This is a genomic window from Paenisporosarcina sp. TG20 (genome assembly GCF_000286315.1).
Lineage (GTDB): Bacteria > Bacillota > Bacilli > Bacillales_A > Planococcaceae > Paenisporosarcina.
In genome coordinates this window covers 43,942-66,335 of the sequence record NZ_ALJG01000364.1, presented here as the reverse complement: position 1 = coordinate 66,335, position 22,394 = coordinate 43,942, and the positions used below count along the sequence as shown (strand labels likewise).

Annotated in this window: 21 protein-coding genes and 4 pseudogenes; 19 read left to right on the top strand and 6 right to left on the bottom strand. The window is 36.1% G+C overall.

What is annotated here, in order from left to right:
• Positions 1 to 1,354: 1,354 nt before the first annotated feature.
• The 3 genes and pseudogenes from B371_RS22275 to B371_RS24550 all read left to right on the top strand — a co-directional run.
• Positions 1,355 to 1,915 (top strand): annotated as a pseudogene (locus tag B371_RS22275) (nitroreductase family protein); the annotation flags it as partial.
• 176 nt (positions 1,916 to 2,091) lie between these two features.
• The gene (locus tag B371_RS0120500) at positions 2,092 to 3,225 is read left to right on the top strand and encodes an NADH:flavin oxidoreductase (protein ID WP_019416206.1); all 1,134 of its coding nucleotides are present in this window, start codon (positions 2,092 to 2,094) and stop codon (positions 3,223 to 3,225) included.
• Positions 3,226 to 3,397: 172 nt separating this feature from the next.
• Positions 3,398 to 3,487, top strand: a pseudogene (locus B371_RS24550) (rhodanese-like domain-containing protein); the annotation flags it as partial.
• A 674-nt stretch (positions 3,488 to 4,161) separates the two neighbouring features.
• Here B371_RS24550 and B371_RS0120485 read toward each other — a convergent pair.
• Together B371_RS0120485 and B371_RS22270 are read right to left on the bottom strand one after the other, a co-directional pair.
• On the bottom strand, positions 4,162 to 4,755 hold the full coding sequence (locus B371_RS0120485) for a hypothetical protein (RefSeq protein ID WP_019416203.1): 594 nt from the start codon (positions 4,753 to 4,755) through the stop codon (positions 4,162 to 4,164).
• Between the two features lie 239 nt (positions 4,756 to 4,994).
• Positions 4,995 to 6,527, bottom strand: coding sequence for a sorbosone dehydrogenase family protein (locus B371_RS22270; protein WP_019416202.1), 1,533 nt, complete (start codon positions 6,525 to 6,527; stop codon positions 4,995 to 4,997).
• A gap of 253 nt (positions 6,528 to 6,780) precedes the next feature.
• Between B371_RS22270 and B371_RS22265 the strand changes: the two genes are divergently transcribed.
• Together B371_RS22265 and B371_RS0120470 are read left to right on the top strand one after the other, a co-directional pair.
• On the top strand, positions 6,781 to 7,473 hold the full coding sequence (locus tag B371_RS22265; protein WP_019416201.1) for a hypothetical protein: 693 nt from the start codon (positions 6,781 to 6,783) through the stop codon (positions 7,471 to 7,473).
• Positions 7,474 to 7,618: 145 nt separating this feature from the next.
• Entirely contained in the window at positions 7,619 to 7,897 is a 279-nt protein-coding gene (locus B371_RS0120470; protein ID WP_083845017.1) for a DUF559 domain-containing protein, read from the top strand.
• 359 nt (positions 7,898 to 8,256) lie between these two features.
• On the opposite strand, the gene B371_RS22260 is transcribed toward B371_RS0120470, so the two are convergent.
• Complete coding sequence (locus tag B371_RS22260; RefSeq protein WP_019416199.1) at positions 8,257 to 9,540, bottom strand: SulP family inorganic anion transporter; 1,284 nt, start codon at positions 9,538 to 9,540, stop codon at positions 8,257 to 8,259.
• A gap of 1,299 nt (positions 9,541 to 10,839) precedes the next feature.
• On the opposite strand from B371_RS22260, the gene B371_RS0120455 reads away from it, so the two are divergent.
• Together B371_RS0120455 and B371_RS0120450 are read left to right on the top strand one after the other, a co-directional pair.
• Positions 10,840 to 11,418 carry a hypothetical protein gene (locus B371_RS0120455; protein WP_019416197.1) on the top strand — a complete coding sequence of 193 codons (579 nt, stop codon included), beginning with the start codon at positions 10,840 to 10,842 and terminating at the stop codon, positions 11,416 to 11,418.
• A 50-nt stretch (positions 11,419 to 11,468) separates the two neighbouring features.
• Positions 11,469 to 12,191, top strand: a complete 723-nt coding sequence (locus B371_RS0120450) for a hypothetical protein (RefSeq protein WP_019416196.1) — start codon at positions 11,469 to 11,471, stop codon at positions 12,189 to 12,191.
• A 55-nt stretch (positions 12,192 to 12,246) separates the two neighbouring features.
• Here the strand turns inward: B371_RS0120450 and B371_RS24545 are convergent, their stop codons facing one another.
• On the bottom strand, positions 12,247 to 12,663 hold the full coding sequence (locus B371_RS24545; RefSeq protein ID WP_019416195.1) for a transposase: 417 nt from the start codon (positions 12,661 to 12,663) through the stop codon (positions 12,247 to 12,249).
• A gap of 152 nt (positions 12,664 to 12,815) precedes the next feature.
• Between B371_RS24545 and B371_RS0120440 the strand changes: the two genes are divergently transcribed.
• The 11 genes from B371_RS0120440 to B371_RS0120390 all read left to right on the top strand — a co-directional run bounded on the left by B371_RS0120440 (position 12,816) and on the right by B371_RS0120390 (position 19,194).
• A complete protein-coding gene (locus B371_RS0120440; RefSeq protein WP_019416194.1) occupies positions 12,816 to 13,199 on the top strand; it encodes a DUF302 domain-containing protein in 384 nt (127 codons plus the stop codon).
• Between the two features lie 217 nt (positions 13,200 to 13,416).
• Complete coding sequence (locus B371_RS0120435; RefSeq protein WP_019416193.1) at positions 13,417 to 13,800, top strand: DUF302 domain-containing protein; 384 nt, start codon at positions 13,417 to 13,419, stop codon at positions 13,798 to 13,800.
• Between the two features lie 473 nt (positions 13,801 to 14,273).
• A complete protein-coding gene (locus B371_RS0120430; RefSeq protein WP_019416192.1) occupies positions 14,274 to 14,534 on the top strand; it encodes a metal-sensitive transcriptional regulator in 261 nt (86 codons plus the stop codon).
• A gap of 147 nt (positions 14,535 to 14,681) precedes the next feature.
• Entirely contained in the window at positions 14,682 to 15,161 is a 480-nt protein-coding gene (locus B371_RS0120425; protein WP_019416191.1) for a DsrE/DsrF/DrsH-like family protein, read from the top strand.
• Between the two features lie 51 nt (positions 15,162 to 15,212).
• Entirely contained in the window at positions 15,213 to 15,569 is a 357-nt protein-coding gene (locus B371_RS0120420) for a rhodanese-like domain-containing protein (RefSeq protein ID WP_369751129.1), read from the top strand.
• Positions 15,570 to 15,589: 20 nt separating this feature from the next.
• Complete coding sequence (locus tag B371_RS0120415) at positions 15,590 to 15,886, top strand: rhodanese-like domain-containing protein (RefSeq protein WP_019416189.1); 297 nt, start codon at positions 15,590 to 15,592, stop codon at positions 15,884 to 15,886.
• Positions 15,887 to 15,939: 53 nt separating this feature from the next.
• Positions 15,940 to 16,509 carry a sulfurtransferase TusA family protein gene (locus B371_RS0120410; protein WP_019416188.1) on the top strand — a complete coding sequence of 190 codons (570 nt, stop codon included), beginning with the start codon at positions 15,940 to 15,942 and terminating at the stop codon, positions 16,507 to 16,509.
• A gap of 32 nt (positions 16,510 to 16,541) precedes the next feature.
• Positions 16,542 to 16,940, top strand: coding sequence for a DsrE/DsrF/DrsH-like family protein (locus tag B371_RS0120405; protein WP_019416187.1), 399 nt, complete (start codon positions 16,542 to 16,544; stop codon positions 16,938 to 16,940).
• A gap of 32 nt (positions 16,941 to 16,972) precedes the next feature.
• A complete protein-coding gene (locus B371_RS0120400; RefSeq protein ID WP_019416186.1) occupies positions 16,973 to 18,100 on the top strand; it encodes an MBL fold metallo-hydrolase in 1,128 nt (375 codons plus the stop codon).
• A gap of 35 nt (positions 18,101 to 18,135) precedes the next feature.
• On the top strand, positions 18,136 to 18,363 hold the full coding sequence (locus B371_RS0120395; protein ID WP_019416185.1) for a sulfurtransferase TusA family protein: 228 nt from the start codon (positions 18,136 to 18,138) through the stop codon (positions 18,361 to 18,363).
• Between the two features lie 51 nt (positions 18,364 to 18,414).
• Positions 18,415 to 19,194: a sulfite exporter TauE/SafE family protein gene (locus B371_RS0120390; RefSeq protein WP_019416184.1), complete on the top strand. Its 780-nt coding sequence runs from the start codon at positions 18,415 to 18,417 to the stop codon at positions 19,192 to 19,194.
• A 591-nt stretch (positions 19,195 to 19,785) separates the two neighbouring features.
• Here B371_RS0120390 and B371_RS22250 read toward each other — a convergent pair.
• A pseudogene (locus B371_RS22250) lies at positions 19,786 to 20,275 on the bottom strand (peroxiredoxin family protein).
• Positions 20,276 to 20,317: 42 nt separating this feature from the next.
• Positions 20,318 to 20,632: pseudogene (locus B371_RS23160) on the bottom strand (thioredoxin family protein).
• Between the two features lie 354 nt (positions 20,633 to 20,986).
• Here B371_RS23160 and egtB point away from each other — a divergent pair.
• Complete coding sequence (gene egtB / locus B371_RS0120375) at positions 20,987 to 22,258, top strand: ergothioneine biosynthesis protein EgtB (RefSeq protein WP_026023153.1); 1,272 nt, start codon at positions 20,987 to 20,989, stop codon at positions 22,256 to 22,258.
• The last annotated feature ends 136 nt before the right edge of the window (positions 22,259 to 22,394 follow it).

Here is a 22,394-nt window from a genome sequence, read left to right as displayed (position 1 = left end):
TCAAGCTAGACAAGGTCAAGTTGATCATGGATCGCGGTTTTTACAGTGAGGACAATATCAATGCCATGTATCAGAAGCATTTCAAATTTCTGATAACTACAAGAACATCCCTAAAACTGGTTAACCCAAGTTACATCAAAATATTTATAAAAAGCATGAAAAGACCCGAAAATGACCATTTTTCATTCGCGAAATCCCGATATTACAGTACTTCTCTTTTAAATTTCGAATTGTATTGACCTAAGGAAAAATAGTGATGGAGTGGATAGTATTGCTCTGTTCTGCTATCGTGATTATTGAGGAGTTGGAATACGAATAAAAGTACGCTAAATATACATTTGTGAAAAAAGAATGATCACGATTGGATTGAAAGAATAATATGAATAAACTAATAAAGATTGTAGTGACCAATTAAAAAACAGAAATCCCTATATGAAGGGATTTCCGTGTACTTGAGATGAAAGAGGGGCTAGTCAAATCAATATAGTAAATCCAGCGGCTGCCGAAATTGCATTTTCGGTAGCTTGATTTAATTGAAAAAATGTGAATATTATTTCATCTTCCAAATCGTAAAACGGAGATCTGTGTGAAAAACTATTCAATTTACTCGCTATATATACATGAATAATCTCCTGGAATCTGTAGTCAATGGGTTTTGCAATTTAAATCCTGTTTGAATTTTCAAATCTATGAGTTTTCATAATTTAAGCGGTGCCACCTGCGATAATTTTAATGAATTATTTTGCTCAGATTTGTTATTTTATTGCTATGTATCCCCCTATTTAATCAGGAGTTCCATCAAAATTTAATATGGGTGGCACCTATTGTTGGGGACAATCAGATTGCCACTTAAAACTAAATAGGTAATCTAACAGCGCCCAAAATTTCATCTTCGGACGTTTATTTTATGTAAAAGATCCCAGTCTCTTCTTTAATTTTCCTAGTCGGTTTTATTAATAGCATCAAAACTTTTCGTTGGATCTACTCCAACAAGACTTTTAAATCAAGTTTTGTGGCGTTATAGAAATTCCAACTTTATATGTAGAAGGGAATACAACCACAATGGATTGTATGAAGGTAGTTTCGTACATGACCTAGTTTATTTCTGCTCAGGCCAGATACTAATTATTCTGTTTTACTATAGGCTTTCAGTAACTGTCTATGTAATTATAGTGAATAACTTGAATAGTAATTTATACAGGTACCAGTTTTTCTTTTCAAAATGATACTAAGGTTCTTCTGTTGACATACTAGAAGGCGTAGACTAATATTAGTCTCGAAGTCGAGATAAGTGAATTAAAGATAAATAAAGACAAAGTTTATTGAACATATCTTTTGAGTATCTCGTAATAGCGTACGGAAATTTGTTCAAAAACCTGTACCACAAGAGGATATTAATCGAATCTTTGAACTCGTTCGTTTAGCTCCGAGTGCTTGGAACCTTCAACCTTAGCGTTTCCATGTTATAACGGACAATCAAATGAAAGTTAAGCTACAAGAAGCCGCTTATGGCCAACAACAAGTTACGTCAGCTCCTGCTGTTGTAGTTGTGACAAGCGATATGGAAGATGTGCTTGTAAATTTGGAAGATACTGTTCATCCTGATTTGTCTGCGGAACGTAGAAAGGAAGAAGTAGCAAGTCTTTCATCATTCTTTGGTGGTATGAGTGTTGAAGAAAGAGGACAGTGGGCCCTGACTCAAACGAATATTGCCCTTGGGTTTACATTATTGACAATCCAGGGACTAGGATATTCAAGTAATCCCATGTTAGGTTTTGATCAAGAGAAGGTAAAGGAAATTTTAGGACTAGCTGAACACGTGAAGTTTGCAGCAATGGTTCCGTTTGGTCTTCCAGACTCAGAGGGACATCCTCATCATCGATTTACTTTAGATAAAGTATTAATTAATCACTAAGTATTAAAGAGTGGTCTCAGACGAGGCTACTCTTTAAATTTGTTTGTATGATTAAGAAAGCTTCTAATAATTCGAGAAATCTAATATTGTTTTTTCGTATTATTTCAAGAAATTTGTAAATACTACAACTGCATAATAAAGCGTAATTTTATTGAAGAAAGGAATTATGAACATATATGACTTCAACTTTATTTACACCAGTTAATTTAGGAAATATAACGATAAGTAATCGTGTAGGCGTTGCTCCTATGACTCGGACAAGTGCGACATCTGATGGTTTAGCGACTGATCAAATGGTTAATTACTATGCAAAATTCGCCCGAGGAGGATTTGGTTTAATCATTACTGAGGGAACTTATCCTGACAATAAGTATAGTCAAGGTTATTTTGATCAACCAGGAATTATTAACAATGAACAAGTCACGGCATGGAAGAAGGTGACGGATGCCGTTCACCAAGAAAACGGGAAAATTATTGTTCAGTTAATGCATGCGGGTGCTCTGTCACAAGGCAACCCATACAAGAAAGAAACATTAGGACCTTCTGCTGTTCAACCGAAAGGTGAGCAAATGAAGTTTTATGGCGGGAATGGACCCTTTGCAGTCCCCAATGAAGCAACGAAGGAAGATATAGCACAGGTTGTTCAAGCGTTCGTTGAATCGTCAATCCAAGCTAAAGAGGCTGGTTTTGATGGTGTTGAAATTCATGGTGCAAACGGCTATTTACTGGACCAATTTTTAACGGATTACACAAACAAACGAACTGATGAATACGGTGGATCAACCGAAAATCGTGTTCGCCTATTAGTTGAAGTGTCAAAAGCGGTGCGTAATGCTGTAGGTCCAGATTTTACAGTTGGAATCCGGATCGCTCAAGGAAAAGTAAATGATTACGATCATAAGTGGGCAGACAAAGAAAAAGAGGCTGAAGTAATATTTGGAAAACTAAGCCATACTGGAATAGACTATATTCACGTTACAGAATACGAAGCATGGCAACCTGCTTTCCCTGTCGGAGAGGGAACAAAAGCAACGGACCCAGCATTTAGTGGAGGAAAACTATCGCTTGCAGCATTAGCGAAAAAGTATGGAAAACTACCCGTTATTGCAAACGGAGGTCTGCATGACCCGGAAAAAGCAAAAGAAATGATAGAAAGTGGCGAAGCAGATGTCATTGCTTTGGGTCGTGGAGCACTTGCAAACGAAGACTGGCCAAACAAAGTGAAAAATGGAGAACCATTAGAAGAGTTTGACCCTGAAAAAGTTTTAAGTCCTGACGCAAAAATAAAGGACTTTGAAGCAGTGTCCTAAATTCGCGTCCAGGGTTGATAATAAATCAGCAATTGCATAAACAAAAAGACACCTCCAATCAAGCCAACAGCTGATTGGAGGTGTCTTCTGTATGAATATTTTTCCCTGGGACGACTCAAACGGTGGGTGGCACTTTTCTGATGGATGGTTGCTATTGCTTGGTTCTTATATAGCGGAGTTGAAATCTGAGTTGAAAAACAAGGACAAGCATTTTATTGATGTCCGCACGCCATATGAGTTTAAAACAAATCACAAAGCTGGTTGAAATGGATTGTTTCCGATAAAAGGGAACAATCCTGAAACCTTTTTATAAAAGGTGATTTAAATCGTTGAGAATTTCCATAGATGAAATGAGTATCTTCTATATAGGGGTAAAACGGGTCTTCAACAAAAGGTGCCACCCACGTTGAATTTAGGAGACATTTCTAATCAAATCAGTGGATAAATAGCAATTGATTGATAAAATCAATACTTTTTTATCTAAATATCCCCAATAAATTACTGTGGGTGTAGTCTACCCCCAATTTTTCGGACAGCTTCTTTTCCGGATAGTTGATATATTGATGGAATTCAAAGCGATATCTTTTTCTTTTGCGACTTCTTTTCGATTGCGACCATTTTCTACCACTTCCTGCACCACCTACAACTTCTCTTCCGCTATTGATCGTTTATAAGTCTTTCTTGGTATTTTTGTATAATTATGCATTGGAATCCCCCTGTTATTTTGATTTATAAACAATTGTATCTTGTACACTGTCCATTATAAGGGGGTCAGGCAGTGGCATCCCTAAGTTTATGACAATTCATAAAAATGAGAATTTATGAGGAATCAATTTAATGAAATCCATTTTCTACAGATTTCCAGTAATTATCTATGCATTTGTAGTGAATAATTGGAATAGTTCTTTACATAGGTACCCGTTCTAGGTTAGTTCATCAAAAATGGAACGGTCCTTTCCCTATCATTCTGTTAATTTTTTTAACTAGTAATATAAGTACTTTCATCCATATCCAACTGTAAAGAATTGAAAACAAAGCAATCACCATAATTATATTCATATCCACACTTGAAGTGACTGAAGGACCTAATAATGGAAATTGTATAATGTAAAGTATAAATAAGATACCAAGTGTCAATGAAACTCCGGAAAATACGGTGACAAAAAATCCTTTTTTGAAAATACCAAAAGCAAATCCCATACATAAACCTAAAAGCCCCGTAGTAAAAGGAAATGCGAAAAGCTCACTTGGTTGAATCATAGAAATCATCGCAAACTCTACTATATATGTTAAGATACCCAACTGTTTAGATATAATTGTGGCTATTAAAATTGGTAACGTGCTAAGCGCACTTACAAAAAAACCGAATCCACCTAAAATTCCTGCAGACTGAAGTATTGCTGCGAAAGAAGCCAATAGTGCACCAAAAACGAACCTTCTGGTAGGATTATCAATAATCCCAATATATTGACTAACTATTTTTATATCGGAACTTAAAATTTGTTTACAACTCTTCATTAGACCGTTCATATTAGAATATCCAACTCCTTTATAACTAAACTCATGGTGGAACACCGTAGCTCGTAACCTATAGTTAACATTTAAAAACACAGTTTGCACCCGAAATGGTGCAAGCAGATGTATTTTCTTATACTGATATCCGTAAACTTGTACTTCTTATCAGTATAAAAAGCCTCCTGCCAAAACGACAAGGAGGCTAAAGTGAGTTGATCGAGTATCTTTAACAATTTTCAGATTATCGAAACCTTTTACTTCTTTCTTCTAACCCTCCAGAGAATCCCGCCGCTTGCCTCGGTTTTAAGATCGGGTGACTTATCTACCGTAAAAATTTTACCGAAGTCTAGGACATATAAACTGGACCCGTCAGGACTAAAACGACAATCTACAGGGCGTACAACACCTGTTGTTTTTGGTCCGGGTCGAAGGTTTGCTAAAAAGTCAACGGATTTACCAGTTTCGACATTCACCCGTACAACCTTGTACCCATTGGGTTGAGCAGGTAAAAAGCTTCCAAATAGTGTAACGAAAGCCCAATTCTTATGTCCGAATCGTTTACTCTTAGAGAAGTCGAACTTACTTGGAGAACTTCCATGCTCCCATATTACCGTAGGTTCCGTTGCAAGAGGTGGATGTTCTTTAAGAACGAATTCTGGTTGAGGTTCACCTTCTGGCTTAAACATCGGGTCGGTAACAGGGATCCCTGCACTATAATCAGGAAATCCGTACCATCCTCCTTCAACTGCTTCCCACATGGCTTCTAACCCCTTTATTGGGCGAGAATTATGTTTGTCGTCATACCCAAATTCCGTAAAATAAAGCTTCCCATTCGGTGCAAAACCTAACCCAAATACATTTCGGAAACCATCAAGGTAGACCCTCAGATTTGAACCGTCCGGGTTCGCCTGATACATAACGGAATTAGCCTTTAATTGTCCTTTAACAATTTGCCCATCCTTAGCTGGAGTGCCGAAGGGTTGATAAGGAGCAGTAACCACATTAGCCTCCTGTGGATTGATTTCAAAAGGATTGATGGACTTATAATTTTTTCCGTTTAAAACTAGATTTCTAGCTGGGACATCGTGAAAGCTAGGCATTTTTTGCAGCCAGTTGAAATAATAGTAGTTGTCAATCCCTACTACGGCCGAAGTAGTGGCACTCCCCACACAAAAATACATCTTACCGTCTGGTCCAAAAACAACATCAGATGTATAATGATCGCCACCGGAACGGAGACCGTCTACCAGAACGTCTTTAGACCCGTCTTTACCAACACGTAAGATACGTCCCGGGTATTTTCCTTCCGCGACATAGAAGAACCCCTGATGCCAAGTGATCGAAGTAACAGGTCCTCGAAAGCCAGATACAATCTCCCTGACCTCGCCATTACTTCCAACCTCAAGGATACGACCTCCTTCGGGTGTATCAGCAGCCCCATAAGAGAAACCAGCTTCGCCTACATAAAGACGCCCCTCATCATCAAAGGTAATACTTGTTGGGAAGTTGAGCCCAACTACAACTGGTTCGAGTATATAATCTGGGTCTAAATACATATCTTGAGGGCTGATAGGGATACGATCAACTGGTGCAGGAACATCCTTGATATACGTTTCTAATTCATAATTAATTTGAGGTTTTACCAGATTGTGATGCGGAATCAAGGAAGAGTATTGCTGAGTATTCGCGATTTTCTGGTTCATATAATTTTGATACCTCAGCCATTCTTGATACTTTAACCACTCTTGATAATGAAGCCATTGTTGATACCATGGATTCCATGTCATTTCTTTCCTCCTTTATTCATAAGAACTCCCAACCATTCCACTATAGAATATGTCTGGAAAAGTCAATTTGCCTACTCTGAATTAAAAAGAAAATTGGTTACTGAGATATTGATGACAAAACTAACATATTTGTTGGAGAACAAAACAGGTCAGAGGGTAGTAATAATTGTTATTAGAAATTTATTTAGCGTTTAACTTGAAACCTTTATTCACATATTAAATGTAAAGACGAGATACAAATGGAGGTTTTATTATGGAACCAAAAGAAAGATTAAAAACTGCCGCTATCTCAATGGCGAGTGACTTAAAAGTACAAACCTTTGGCGGTGCTGAAAAAACAACTGAAACTGTTGAGGATATGGTAGTGGTACACACGATTATTAATGATTGGAATGCTATGTCAAAAAAATCCGCCAGTATTACCATTGAACAATACGGACCTCCAAACGAAGCTATTCAAAGTAGATTAATCTGGTACAACAATGGACCGTGGAAACGAACGATTGTGTATCGTGATGAAATACCTCACGATTTTCCACAGCCTCACACTGACATAATTGAAAATGTTATTAATTATCAGGTGGCACCAGAGATGTTCAGCGAACTGGCAAAGTTCGATGGAAGTTTAATCGTCGAAAGGACAAAGGGAGAGGTATCTTCCCGCTGTGATATGGAGGCTGCTAATTTTACTGCCATCAACGTTATGCATGATATTGTTACAGGGAAGTTAAACGCCGAAAAAGCGCGTGAGGTCCTATGTGAAGTGATGTCTGCTTATATGATGAACAGACCAGCAGCCTATGCGGAAGCACTCCAATTCGATGTTGCAAAAGGAGACACAATGGATACAGACCAAGTAATGATTGTTGGAGCAATGGTGCATCAAGCTATTGAAAAGATTAACGATATAGTCGACAAAAGGATAAGTGATGACAGGCTTTATTAAATCATGCATTAAAGCTAAAAAAGCTATCGAGAACCTCAACAGCTTTTAACAGGTACCTGTGCGAAAAATTATTCAATTTATGCACTATATACACCAATAATTTACTGGAATTTGTAGTCAATGGGTTTTGAAAAACTAACACTGCATGAATTATTATTCAAGTGAATTTTCATTGATTAAGTGGTGCCAACCACTCTTGAGTATTGAATGCGACGGTGCGATGTATCATAGCTCTAGGAATGCCAAAGAGCGGGACATTTATCGTCAGAAACTCTTGGAGAGCAGAGGATGGACCATTGAAAAGATTTGGAGCCGAAACTGTTGGAAGAACCCCACATTTGTATTCGAACGAATTGATCAAGCAATTATGAAGATTATGAAACAGGATGAGGTAAAACGGAATTTAAAAAAGGGAGTATATTAATGGGAAAGTAAAGTGGATATTCACTTCTATTAGTTTGTAGATTCAAGGCGGAGCCACATCTCCAATAAAACCAAATAATACTTATAGGCCTCAGAGGGACGTGTTCTGTGAATCATAGAAATTGATTTCACAGAAGACGTTCTATTTTTCTAAAGTCCACCTCATGTTTTACATAAACCTCTTATCCAAACAGTCGAATCGTATGAGTCAGCCATAAAAAGTGATGCCTCTGCCCGAACTTACACATATTCGATAACTCAAGGTGAAACTGCTTGTAAAAGAGCATTGTCCTTTTCACCAAGACCGAAGCTTGCTAGCATAAAAGCCATTTTCTTATAGTTCTAAATTATAATCTCACTTTATTTATAATTTTTATCTACGGTATAAAAGAGTGTTCTTCTAATCATATTAATAAAGATTGAGAGACCAATACCGATTAGTAACCCCCAAAAAACATTGAGTAATAATGTTGCTAGAAAAGTAGAAATAAGAAGAACCGCATTAATAGGCGACGTCCTAAGAAGTAGTGTTATCTCTTTTAAGTTTATAAGATTTGAAACAGCCAAAATAATAATAGCTGCAAGAGTTGCCTTAGGTAAATAGTGGAAAAGGGGAGTTAAAAATAATAGGGTGATTATAATACAAGCTGCTGTTATTAAAAGTGAAAGGTTTGTTTTTGCACCCGATTGGTAATTCACGGCTGTTCTTGAAATAGCTCCTGCTACAGGTATAGAACCGACCAATGAACTCGATATATTTGCTAATCCTAACCCAACCAACTCCTGATTCGTATTGATTTGCTCCTTATCTCTAGCAGCCAGCGTTTTTACAACTGCATAAGATTCAAGAAATGATATGAAAGCAATAGTAAAGGCGATTGGTAATAATAATTGAATTATATCTAGTGTTGGGATGTTTAAGGAAAGTTCAGGAAGGCCTTTAGGGATTTCCCCAACGATATCAACACCTTTTTTCTGTAGAGCATAAAAATTAACAAATAGAGTATAAATAATAACGACAATTAAAGGACCGAGTGACATGGATGTTGTTTTTTTTATAATTATTAACATACAGATGCTACCAATGCCAATTAATATAGTATAGGGATTTGTCTCATGTAATTTCTTTATAATTTCTAAGGTATAACTAAAAAAATCATTATAAGGGGGAAGTGAAACACCTAATAATGACTTAATTTGATTTAGAGCTATAATTATGGCTACTGCAGATGTAAAGCCACTTATGACAGCTGGAGAAATATAATCAAAGAAGTATCCTGTTTTGAGCAACCCCATAATTAGATGAATAGACCCGACTATTAATCCAAGGAGTAATATTAACTCCAAAAAGTAAGAGGAATCAGGTTGAGCGAAACTTGAAATACCCGAAAAGGCTAAAAGTGAGACAATAGATACTGGCCCAATTGATAAATATTTAGAACTTCCAAATAGTGCATATACAATAAGGGGTAGCGTTGCTGCATATAACCCTATAACCAATGGAACCCCTGCAATGATTGCATAGGCCATACTTTGGGGAATAAATAAAATAGCAACAATTATTCCAGCTGTTAAATCTCCAGTTATATATGACTTTTTGTAATGATAAATTCGTTTTAATCCCGGCATTAATCTAAAAATCATAGTTTGATCCTCCCGTGGTATCTTTTCCGACTGGGACATATTGAAAAGTTTTTTATAAATGATATTTTCATTGGTAAATTACCAATTTTATTGCATAGGTCGGTAAATTTTTACCGCTTAACCAAACAGGAAGAGCAAATATTTTTTCCAATGCTTGTCGTATTTATATGTGTTAAATATAGAAAAAATTCGAGAACTATGAAATCATAATGGGAAAATGACTATGTGCAGTAAGTTACATTCTTTTCTTTTTAACTTCTATGCACGTTTTTAAGTATCTTATGACTGTATTAGCGTTAATCGTTTTTATCATATTTTGGGCTTTTTAAGAGAAAACTCCTTATCGAAATGCCTATTTGTCAAGGTTTATAAAAATCTGAATTAGGAAAATTAAAATATAGTGACCTAATATCCGATTTATACCTTGAAAAAATCTTGGTATTTTGAAACACTTATAGTATGATTTTTCAACTTTCAAACAATCGATATTTTATAGAAGAAAGCAGTATGTTCACAGATATATGTTGTAGAAATAATACAATCGGTTCATTTGTAGTGACCAAATTAAACAATCAAATCGCTTTGTAACGGGGTTTTTCTGCCCTTCTACCGAAAGTTGGGCTAAGACGGTTTTATTAATAGCATTAAAATTTTTCGTTGAATCGACTCCAGCAAGGCTTTTAAATCTAGTACTTGTGGCGTTAAAGAAATTCCAACTTTATATGTAGAAGGGGGGTTCAACCACAATGGAATTTCTGAAGGTAGTATCCGTACATGTCCTAGTGTTATTCCTGTTCAGATTAGATGTTAATCACTCTGCTTTACTGAGTGGAGCAATGAAAAAGTGACACCTCTGCCATGAGGGAAGCCACCTTCTGTACATTGAATTTACACAATATTCGATAAAGCGAGTTGAAACTGCTTGTAAAAGAGCATGATCCTATTCACCAAAACCGAACTTTTCTAGCGAAAAAACCATTTTGAAGATAGGTCAAGCAAATTACATTCGACTTAAGCGAACCTCGGTATAATTTCATCCGCTTTTGAATTTCCTTATAGTTTTGAAAAGCCTGAGGGTCTTCAACAAAAGGTGACACCTAAGTTGAATTTAGATGCCATTTCTAATCAAATCTGTGGATAAATTTCAATTAATTGATAAAGTCAATACTTTTCTAACTAAATACCCCAATAAGTTACTTGGGTAGCCTCTATATAACATAATCATTTATTAAAAATATTTAGAATAAACATATTACATTTGAACAAACTATAGTTACAATGCTAATCAGGAGGTTAACAATGTTAAAAGTAATTGACGTGGGTCTAATGGCGAACCACTTGTCTGCTCACAAAGGTGCTATAAAGAGATTTGAGCTTTACTCTAATCTCACAAAGAATCCAAATTTGTTAACGATATTGGGACAGCAAATTGGTATGATGCAAAATCATGTACAAGTAATGAACATGCTTCTCGACCCAAATCATACAAATCAAGTTACACTCCAACCAGTTCCACAGGTCACTTCACAGTTAAACCAGAATTCGGTTGCTATCGACATTGAGATAGAGGACAGAGATATGGCATTTGACTCCCACTTTACTGCTACTTCCATGGCCAATGATAATTTTATTTCATCAACAAATATGAAAAACCCACAAGTCAAACGTATTCATAGCGAAATGGCTTTACAACAATCTCAAATAGCGAAGCAATATGAAATGTTTGCGGAACAAATGGGGTGGATGGACCATCCAATTGCAACGAGTATTCAGCAACAGGGGGCAATGAGTCCTTTACAAAACCAAACCTTTAACCCTTTACATCAAAATGGAAAGCAAGCGCAAATGAATACCCAAAACTCTCAAAGAATCCAATAATTTTTGACTTTTTAATTTAAGGTGATCTGCAATAGTAGGAGGTATATTATTTGGAACAACATCATCCTCAGCACCAACAAGGCCATATGAAGAGTAGTGTAATGGAAAGTGAAATTAAAACAACCCTTACCTATCGGGATAGTGTTTTACAAATACGTCTGGAAGATAATGAGGGCAAAGCACCAGAACTAACACTAACTCATGAAAAGTATATGCATGTTATTGTAGTTAGTAAGGATTTAGACGAGTTTTATCACGTTCATCCAGAACGAATAGATAAGCACACATATGAGATTAATCTGCCTGTTACAGGCCAATCTTATAAGGCCTTCATTGACATCAATCCAAACGGAAAACAATACCTAATCGAGCCGAATTCTATAGAAATTCAAAATCATATCCACACTCATTCAGACAGTATGAAACCACTAAAAGTTGATAAAGAAAGAGTAAAAGAAGTGCGTGGGAAAACTGTGGAGCTTAATCATGATTCATTTGTTGTCGGTAACGATGTTAACCTAAGTTTTGATACTAAAGGTGCAAAACTCTCAACATATTTAGGTGCATTAGGACATGTCGTAATCATTGATGCCAAAGTAGAGAAATTTATTCATGTCCATCCTATATCTGAAAACGAGACCAGCTTTGTTGCTCATTTTGAAGAAGAAGGGATATACAAGCTTTGGGCAGAATTTAAATTTGGACAAGAAGTAATTGCTTTTCCCTATATAATTGAAGTAGGGAACAACATTTCAAATTTAATGAGCCATTAATTATCACTAACTCAAATCCCCAACAGTATGTTTGTTGGGGATTACTTTTATTACACTAGTTTCCTGTTCTTCTCTCAAAAATTAGAGGTGCCATAATTGAAACAGAAGCTTTAGTTAAGTTTTTAAGAGGGGAATTGATTGAAAGATTACAAAGAGGCCATATTGCAGTGGTCAATTCCATTCGGATTCTCCATTTAATATGCAAGTCATCACAAAGAAGCAGGCGCTGAAAACCTGCGAATGACAACGGTTTACAAGTCGATTGTTTCCCACCTTTAACGTGAAGCCACTTAAGTAAAACAGAAGCGATTACCCCTGCGAACAGTTGATTAAAGACGGCATTTTCTGTCGTGCCGAACAGAACAGGTACATTCAAGTTCTGCTTGATCCAACGAAAAGAGGATTCGATTGCCCATCGAGACTTGTACATGTCCGCAATTTCTCCCGCTGCTACGTTCAGTATACTTGTCACGACACGCATTTCCTTGCAATAAATATATTATAGCCATTTTTAATGGAAGCGTCGCTTAAGCATTGGAACTAATAATAGATATGTGATAAGTTTTAATTGGTTGAATTGGGGAATTATAATGGAGTAAAAGATTAAAGAAGGAGTGGGATAAAATGTTTGACTATACTGTTGTAACATCAAAAACTGTTGAAGAAGCTGTTCGTTCATTGGAAGAGAATTTAAAGGAGGAAAAGTTTGGAATCTTATGGAATTTTGATTTAACGGCGAAGTTACAGGAAAAAGGCGTGGATTTTGACATACCCTATATAGTACTCGAAGTATGTAATCCCCACGAAGCGAAACGTGTGCTGTCTGAGAACTTGCTAGTCGGTTATTTTTTGCCATGTAAAATTGTCGTCTATAAGGATGGAAACAAGACCAAGATTGGTCTTCCAAAACCAACAATGTTAATTGAGATGCTCCAAGATAATAAAATCAAGGGAATTGCTGAAGATATTGAAATAAGACTAATCTCTTCTATAGATAAATCTGTTTAATAATAAGGATTTATCCTTTTTAATTTAGCGGAAGGAGGACAAATGGATGAATAAAATCCAAATGCCCTTCTTTTCTATTTCTTCAAATATGGTTTATAAAATTTTAAACTTTATTTCTATTGACATTATACCCCACAGGGTATAATGTGAGGTTATCTAAGTTTTATTTTGTTCAAATTGGGGAATAATAACGGAGATTAAAGAAGGAGTGGGATAAATGTTTGACTATACTGTTGTAACATCAAAAACTGTAGCAGATGCGGTTCGTTCATTGGAAGAGAATTTGAAGGAAGAAAAGTTTGGTGTTTTATGGAATTTTGATTTGACAGCGAAGTTACAGGAAAAAGGCGTGGATTTTGATATACCCTATACGGTACTCGAAGTGTGTAATCCCCATGAAGCAAAACGTGTGCTTTCCGAGAATTTGCTAGTCGGTTATTTTTTGCCTTGTAAAATTGTAGTCTATAAGGATGGAAACACGACAAAGATCGGTCTTCCGAAGCCAACAATGTTAATTGAGATGATACAAGATAATAAAATTAAGGGTATTGCTCAAGATATTGAAAAACGACTAATCTCTTCTATTGATAAATCTGTTTAACAATAAATGAATTATACTTGACCTTACCTGAAGGAGGACAATTGGTTTAATTAGAAACCTAAGTGTCCTCCTTTACTTTTAGATTTTTTCAAAGAATGTCTTATAAAATATTCAATTTAACTCTCTTGACATTATACCCGCAGGGGTATATTATAAGTTTATGACTTACAGGTTGCTGAATTTTTATAAGCCTTTATTGTTCATAATGTTATAGTATTTTGGTTAGCCATTCTATATAAACGCTATGTTCTAATATATTGAAAGAAGTAATGATATTAGTAGTGACTCAGCTTCGAATATGCTACATTCATATTTGAAAGTCTAGAATAAAGATTCTCCATTAGCTGACAACATATTGTTGCTTAGATTATTCGAATTGAACATTGGCATACGCTTCTTGTTAGTAAAGGATAAAAGTATAAAGTTAAGTTATGAAATAATAGACTACTTTTTTAAGAAACGGAGGATAGATCATGGAATACGATAAAAGTGTTATCAATCGCTTAAAGAGAATTGAAGGACAAATTAAAGGCGTTCTTGGAATGATGGAACAGGGAAAAGACTGCAGAGATATCGTCACGCAATTATCAGCTGCTCGTAATGCAATAGATCGTACAATGGGCGTTATTGTCAGTACCAATCTTGAACAATGTGTAAGAGAAAATGTTGAAAAAGGTGAAGGTACCGGTGATCTGGTTAAAGAAGCTGTTGAATTATTAATAAAAAGTAGATAAAGAAAGTTCTAGACACTCAAAATCTGGGGGTTGACGAACCTTTCTTTTTATCATAACATATACCCATACCGGTATATGTAATCCGGAAAAAATTTTAAATAAATATATACCTGACAGGGTATAAATAAAATCAAGGGAGATAAAATAATGACTACAAAGAAAAAGACCACAATTATATTGTTTAGCGGAGATTATGATAAGGCAATGGCTGCTTATATTATTGCTAATGGAGCTGCAGCTTATGATCATGAAGTCACCATCTTCCATACTTTCTGGGGATTGAATGCAATGCGTAAAGATGAGCCGTTAGCTTTGAAAAAAGGTTTTCTTGAAAAAATGTTTGGCAAAATGATGCCTAGAGGTGCAGACAAGATGGGGTTATCCAACATGAACTTTGCTGGAATGGGACCTAAAATGATCAAACATGTTATGAAAAAACATAATGTCTTGACGCTTCCTGCACTTATTGAGATGGCACAGGAACAAGAAGTGAAACTAATCGCATGTACAATGACAATGGATTTATTAGGACTGCAAGAAAAAGAGTTGCTGGATGGAATTGAATACGCCGGCGTGGCAGCTTATCTGGCAGACGCAGAAGATGGTAACGTAAATCTATTTATTTAACACAGGAAATTTTCGACTCCACAAACAGAGAGGTGTTTTTTCACGATGGATATGTTGCTAAATGTCATATTAATTGGTGCAGTCGGTTGGTTTATATATAAGCGAATTGCTCCGACCAAAGGGATTCGAACTATTAGTACAACCGAGTTGAAAGCTGAGTTAAAAAATAAGGATAAACAGTTTATTGATGTTAGAACGCCGAATGAATTTAAAGGGAATCACATTAAAGAATTTAAAAATGTTCCATTAAGTGATCTTCAGAAGAAAGCAAGTGAACTTTCTAAAGACAAAGAAGTTTTTGTGATTTGCCAAAGTGGAATGAGAAGTAGCAATGCCAGTAAGATATTGAAAAAGATGGGGTTTGAAAATATTACTAACGTAAAAGGCGGAATGAGCGCTTGGCGCTAAGTAAAGGAGGAAGATTAGTCATGAAAGAGATATATACGTTTGAAGTAGAAGCTTTATTAAAAGAAAAAACAGCAATTAACCTTATTGATGTGCGTGAGGCTGACGAAGTACAAGCGGGAAAAATACCGAATGCTATGCATATTCCATTGGGTTTGGTGGAGTATAAGATGCATGACCTAGATAAATCAAAAGAATATATCATGGTTTGTCGTTCAGGAGCTAGAAGTTCTAAAGCAGCAATGCTACTAGAAAGTCATGGATTTAAAGTGGTTAACATGGCCGGTGGAATGCTCGAGTGGAACGGTCAGACTGAATAATTTTTTGTGGATTGTATACCCCTATCTGTATTTGAAATAAGGAGGAAAAAAACATGATTAAAACAGACTTAGTATTAGATGCAAAAGGTTTAGCTTGTCCAATGCCAATTGTGAAAACCAAGAAGGCAATGAGCGGGTTGGATTCTGGAGAAATATTAGAGATTCAAGCAACTGATAAAGGATCGACAGCCGACTTGAAAGCTTGGGCACAGAGTACAGGACATCGATATCTTGGAACAGTTGAAGAGGGGAACGTCTTAAAACACTATCTACGTAAATCGAGTGAAGAAGAAAAAGAAGAGAAGAAGCATCCAAACGTGATGAAAAATGAAGAGTTGGAACAAAAAATAGATGCAAACCAAGATACAGTGGTACTGGATGTACGTGAGGCAGCAGAGTATGCGTTTAGCCATATTCCGAATGCCAAGTCCGTTCCCCTAGGTGAATTGGATGAATACTTAAATGAATTAGATAAAGAATCCGAAATTCATGTGGTTTGCCAAACGGGTAACCGAAGTGATTTTGCCGCACAAAAATTAACGGCAGCTGGTTTCAAACAAGTAATCAATATCGTGCCTGGCATGAGTGAATGGACTGGACCAACAGGAAAATCAGTAAATTAATCTAAATCAACCTTAAAATGGAGGTATGAAAATTGACGAACAAAAAAGTAGCAATTATCGCTAGTAACGGTGGACTATTTGACGCATACAAAGTATTTAACATTGCCACTGCGGCGGCTGCAACAGATCAAGAAGTGGCCATTTTCTTTACATTTGAAGGGTTGAACTTAATTAACAAAGAAGCTAATCAACAACTTGCAATGCCTGAAGGTAAAGAACATTTTGCTGAAGGGTTTACGAAAGCAAATGTCCCTCCAATCCCTGAGTTACTGGCTATGGCACAAGAAATGGACGTGAAATTCATTGGTTGTCAAATGACTATGGATGTGATGGGACTTGAAAAAGAAGCTTTTGTTGACGGAATCGAAGTTGGAGGCGCTGTAACATTTCTAGAATTCGCCAAAGATGCAGATGTGACTTTAACATTCTAATTTAATGAATCAAACTATAGGAGGTATAAGTGATGTCAGTAAAAGAAATGACAGCTAAAGAAGTTGCCAAAAAAGTAATCAATAAAGACGAACTGTTTATATTGGATGTTCGAAATGAAAGTGATTTTAATGATTGGAAAATAGAAGGTGAGAATATTGAAGTCTTTAACACTCCATATTTTGATTTACTTGATGGTGTGGAAGAAATTTTGGATAAAATTCCTACTGATAGAGAAGTATTGGTCGTATGTGCTAAAGAAGGTTCATCTAATATGATTGCGGAAATGTTGTCGGATGAAGGATTTACTGTTTCTTATCTAAAAGATGGGATGAAAGCATGGAGTGAACATTTGGAACCAGTTAAAATTGGTGATTTGACAAATGGCGGAGAAATATATCAATTTGTACGCCTTGGAAAAGGCTGTTTGTCATACATGGTCGTTTCAAATGGCGAAGCCGCTGTTATTGACTCGACAAGAAAGTCGGATATCTACCTTGATTTTGCCGCAAGTTTAAATGTGGAAATTACCCATGTTTTTGATACTCATTTACACGCCGATCACATTTCTGGGGGAAGAGAAATCGCACAAAGCACGAATGCAACCTACTGGTTACCACCAAAAGACGCTGAAGAAGTTGTATTTGAGTATTCACCATTAGAAGGCGGTAATGTGGTGACAATCGGTAATACGGATATCAATATTAATGCCCTATATTCACCGGGTCACACGATTGGTTCCACTTCATTTGTGATTGATGAAAAATACTTGCTTTCTGGTGATATTCTATTCATTGATTCTATTGGAAGACCTGATCTTGCAGGGTTGGCTGAGGACTGGGTTGAAGATTTGAGAGAAACTTTGTATAACCGTTACAGAGAATTATCAGATGAGTTAATCGTTCTTCCCGCTCACTTCATGATCGTTGAGGAATTAAATGATGATGGCAGTGTAGCTAAGCCGTTAGGAACTTTATTCGCCGAGAATCATGGTTTAAACATTGCCGATGAAGCAGAATTCAGACAAATGGTGACTGGAAACTTGCCGCCACAGCCAAATTCATATCAAGAAATCCGTGAAACCAATATGGGCAAAATCACCCCAGATGATGACAAGCAACGTGAAATGGAAATTGGACCAAACCGTTGTGCTGTAAGATAATTAATAAAATAATTCGCAAATAGGAGAGATGACATATGAATGCAGATAAATTATTAGATGCCCAAGGGCTAGCTTGTCCAATGCCAATCGTTAAGACAAAAAAAGCGATGAATGACATGGAAACTGGTCAAGTTTTAGAAATTCATGCCACAGATAAAGGTGCCAAAGCAGATCTAGCGGCTTGGTCAAGATCAGGTGGACACGAACTAGTACAATCCATTGAAGAAAACGGTGTATTTAAATTTTGGATTAAAAAAGGCTAATAAAATTTAGGGAACCGATGAAGGTTTCCTTCTTTTATAGGGGGAACTAAAATGGATTTAACGTATATTATTGTCATCTTTTTAATTGGGTTTGTAGGTTCATACATTTCAGGAATGCTTGGTATTGGCGGCTCAATCATTAAATATCCAATGCTTTTGTTTATTCCATCAATGTTCGGGTTGGCAGCATTCAGTGCACATGAGGTGTCAGGTATAAGTGCTGTACAAGTGCTTTTTGCTTCAATCGCAGGAGTATGGGCTTATCGTAAAGGCGGTTATTTAAATAAGACGCTGATTATATACATGGGAGTCAGTGTGTTGATTGGTAGTGTGATTGGGAGTTTTGGGTCGCAATCCATGTCGGGAGATGGTATTAATATTGTCTATGGAGTTCTAGCTTTAATAGCCGCTGTCATGATGTTTATTCCGAAAAAGGGAGTAGATGATATTCCTTTGGATCAAATAACTTTTAACAAGTGGCTAGCCGCAGTACTAGCGTTTATTGTTGGTATAGGTTCCGGTATAGTGGGTGCTGCTGGTGGATTCTTATTAGTGCCGATTATGTTGGTCGTATTAAAAATACCAACACGGGTAACCATTGCCTCTTCATTGGCTATTACCTTTATTTCTTCCATTGGTGCAACAGTAGGGAAAGTCTCAACGGGACAAGTTGATTACTATCCGGCAGCAATAATGGTGATAGCAAGTTTAATAGCTGCCCCACTTGGAGCAATGGCTGGGAAAAAAATGAATACAAGAATACTTCAAATTATTTTAGCGTTGTTAATTTCAGGGACAGCTATAAAAATTTGGACAGATATTTTACTATAAATTTTGAATAGCATCTACTATGATAAAACATCCGTAAGCACCTTATTACGGATGTTTTTTTATCGTAGGTACGAAACGAAGTACATATAAAACACATATTCAGAATAACTCCGCTTCCCTAGGATGGAAATAAATTATATTTTTCCATGATGGTCCTCGTAGCTCTCTGCAAACAAGGGAAGTTAGATGTATTTGGAAAAAAGGCTACCTCCTCCCAAGAGTTTGGGAAGGGCACTGAAAAACTTATGTTTTTAATATTTGTAAGTGTGTTTAAATTAAAAAGGCGACATTTCGTTCGATTTTGAACGAAATGTTGCCTTTTCTTTCGTATTGCTTACTCTTATTCCTTCATTTAGGTCATAGATGAAAGAAAATATAATTACAAATGATTGAAGTGGAAGGCTGCGACTCCTGTGGGTAAAGCGCCCGCATGTTTCTGCATCACTACGCTAGCTTCGAAACATGAAAGTGCGCTGCAACGGAAATCACCTGTACTAGTCCATAAGCTAAAAAATTACAAATTGACTTTTTCAGTGGCCTCGAGTTTGGGTGTGAGGTAGCCTTTATAGGTTTCATATCAATCGGTTATACTTATTTTAATTTTTTCTTAATATATTTGACAACTTTACGTAATTCATTAACATGGGGACGACCATATGGACTGGTCTGCTTTTGTTGGTAAAGGATATTCCCTTTTTAATCAAGTAGGAAATATGCAGCTTCGCCATGTACAACATGATCTTCATAAGGTGCATTTTCATCATGATAAATCACCGTATTGATTTAATAAGTCAACTGATGCATCAGATAATACAGGAAAAGATAAATGAAGTTCCTCTTTGAATGAGGTAGAATCCTCCTGATTATCGGTGGAAATAGCAGTGAAATAAACTTGTTTTGTATTAAAATAGGATTTGCTTTCTTCTATTTCTACTAAGTCCCTCTTACATATGGAACACCACGCTCCACGGAAAAACACTAAAAATCTCCATCCATTGCGTTCATTTAAATCTTAGGTCCCACCACTTGCTTCTGGTAGGTCAAACAATGGAGCTGGAGATCCGAGTTTTAGAGTATTCATATATTTCCCCCCTTCTAATTAATTAGTTGTTAGATCTTCTCTTTAAGCGAATTTAAGTGAAAACGGCTGAAGAAAGACTTGCACTTCTTCGGGTGTTTTGGCATTAGCACTACTTAGATGTCCAATCTTTTATTTGTTTTGGCATACTAGTAAACTAGGAATCCCCATGACATAGTTCTTACTGGCAATTTCTTCGAATTTATCTTTATCTATTGAATAAGAAGGGATCAATTTAAACTCTTCCATCAATTCTCCAATAAATAGATCCATTCGTTTACAATCAGAACACCAATCCATAAAAAACGTTATTAATACAGGTTGGTTTTGACTGATTACTTTTTCGAAAGTATTTGTAATCCAATTTGTTCAAACATTGAGGAACCTCCCTTCTAAAAAGTTGCTATGGGTTTTTAAATCATAATAAATAAGAAGGGGAAATAATGTGAGATGGATTACTTTTAGGTTTCAATTCTAGGGGTAGAATGAAAAATAGATATCACTAACATAATAGTTGAAATATTATGTTAGTACAAACACTTCTATTAACTAAAAAGTTTACTTTTTGTGAGCTAGTTAACAAAATCCAATTTAATGGTTTGATTAAAACATTAAATGGGGTAAAGAATATATAGAATTAGATGAAATGATTTGACAAAAATAAACAAGAATAGGAATTTTGAATTTTAACTTTTCTATTCTCTATACTAGGAGATGAAATGTGTGGAAACACAAGTCAAAAACAAATTAATCGAAAGATATACCACCATCCGGAAATACAGTGAAGAACTAGTAAGACATTTGAATACTGAAGATTATATTATTCAAGCGGACACACATGTAAGTCCAATAAAATGGCATCTTTCCCATACGACATGGTTTTTTGAAACATTTATATTAGAATCTTATAAACCAGCATATAAACCATTTAATCCTGCTTATCGAACCCTATTTAACTCTTATTATGAAACGTTGGGCTCTTATCATCCTCGTAATTATAGAGGGTTAATTTCACGACCTACTGTATCAGAGATGTATGAATATCGCACCCATGTTGATTCATTAATCATTGAATTGATGAACAGTGACGCCTTTAATACGGATATGTCTTCACTCATTGAAATGGGTCTTCAGCATGAACAACAGCATCAAGAATTAATATTAATGGATACAAAATATAATTTTTCATTCAATCCTCTTTATCCTTCCTTCCACTCTCATGGTGAAGTCAATAAAGAACAATCAAAAATGAAAGTTCCAGACTTGATCTTTCATCGTGTAGAGGGAGGGTTAGTTGAAGTTGGTCATAATGGTGAAGGGTTTTCATTTGATAATGAGGGACCACGGCATAAAGTTTGGCTGGAATCCTATACACTAGCAAATCGGCCGGTTACAAACGCTGAATATACTGCTTTTATAAAGGATGGAGGGTATCAAAATCCAGAATACTGGTTATCTGATGGTTGGAATCTTGTGAAAAATGAAGGATGGGAAAAGCCACTTTATTGGATTGAAAAAGAGGGTGTATGGTTTTATTTCACTATGTTTGGTCTTCAAAAAATAAATATGAATGAACCGGTTGTCCATGTCAGTTTTTACGAAGCAGATGCCTATGCAAGATGGGCTGGAAAACGACTTCCAACAGAGCAAGAGTGGGAACATGCGATGCAAGAGGTGATAATCGAAGGGGAATTCATGGAAGCAAATCTTTTTGAACCGACTGATGTCTATACCGAAAAAAAGTTTGATAAAGCATTTGGCGATGTATGGGAGTGGACAAGAAGTCCTTATGTTCCTTACCCTGAGAGTAAACCGTTAGACGGAACACTAGGAGAATACAACGCGAAGTTTATGTCAAATCAAATTATTTTAAAAGGTGGTTCTAGTGTTACACCACAAACTCATATTCGGGTTACTTATCGTAATTTCTTTCATCCTCATATGAAATGGCAATATAGTGGAATCAGATTGGCTGGACGCATATAAAATCTAGGGAGTGGACAGGATGAGCATCTTGTCCATTCCCTTTTCTATAATTATTTTTAAAACTATCAGCTTAGTTTGTTTCACTTTGCAGCTTTTCTAAATTTTCAGTCCATTAAGCGGCGAGTTTATTAGAAAT

Bases quoted from the DNA above. Each gene is read 5' to 3' on its own strand.
- B371_RS0120500 (WP_019416206.1), top strand. From the start codon at position 2,092: ATGACTTCAACTTTATTTACACCAGTTAATTTAGGAAATATAACGATA.
- B371_RS0120485 (WP_019416203.1), bottom strand. From the start codon at position 4,755: ATGAACGGTCTAATGAAGAGTTGTAAACAAATTTTAAGTTCCGATATA.
- B371_RS22270 (WP_019416202.1), bottom strand. From the start codon at position 6,527: ATGACATGGAATCCATGGTATCAACAATGGCTTCATTATCAAGAGTGG.
- B371_RS22265 (WP_019416201.1), top strand. From the start codon at position 6,781: ATGGAACCAAAAGAAAGATTAAAAACTGCCGCTATCTCAATGGCGAGT.
- B371_RS0120470 (WP_083845017.1), top strand. From the start codon at position 7,619: ATGAATTATTATTCAAGTGAATTTTCATTGATTAAGTGGTGCCAACCA.
- B371_RS22260 (WP_019416199.1), bottom strand. From the start codon at position 9,540: ATGATTTTTAGATTAATGCCGGGATTAAAACGAATTTATCATTACAAA.
- B371_RS0120455 (WP_019416197.1), top strand. From the start codon at position 10,840: ATGTTAAAAGTAATTGACGTGGGTCTAATGGCGAACCACTTGTCTGCT.
- B371_RS0120440 (WP_019416194.1), top strand. From the start codon at position 12,816: ATGTTTGACTATACTGTTGTAACATCAAAAACTGTTGAAGAAGCTGTT.
- B371_RS0120435 (WP_019416193.1), top strand. From the start codon at position 13,417: ATGTTTGACTATACTGTTGTAACATCAAAAACTGTAGCAGATGCGGTT.
- B371_RS0120430 (WP_019416192.1), top strand. From the start codon at position 14,274: ATGGAATACGATAAAAGTGTTATCAATCGCTTAAAGAGAATTGAAGGA.
- B371_RS0120425 (WP_019416191.1), top strand. From the start codon at position 14,682: ATGACTACAAAGAAAAAGACCACAATTATATTGTTTAGCGGAGATTAT.
- B371_RS0120420 (WP_369751129.1), top strand. From the start codon at position 15,213: ATGTTGCTAAATGTCATATTAATTGGTGCAGTCGGTTGGTTTATATAT.
- B371_RS0120415 (WP_019416189.1), top strand. From the start codon at position 15,590: ATGAAAGAGATATATACGTTTGAAGTAGAAGCTTTATTAAAAGAAAAA.
- B371_RS0120410 (WP_019416188.1), top strand. From the start codon at position 15,940: ATGATTAAAACAGACTTAGTATTAGATGCAAAAGGTTTAGCTTGTCCA.
- B371_RS0120400 (WP_019416186.1), top strand. From the start codon at position 16,973: ATGTCAGTAAAAGAAATGACAGCTAAAGAAGTTGCCAAAAAAGTAATC.
- B371_RS0120395 (WP_019416185.1), top strand. From the start codon at position 18,136: ATGAATGCAGATAAATTATTAGATGCCCAAGGGCTAGCTTGTCCAATG.
- B371_RS0120390 (WP_019416184.1), top strand. From the start codon at position 18,415: ATGGATTTAACGTATATTATTGTCATCTTTTTAATTGGGTTTGTAGGT.
- egtB (WP_026023153.1), top strand. From the start codon at position 20,987: ATGAAATGTGTGGAAACACAAGTCAAAAACAAATTAATCGAAAGATAT.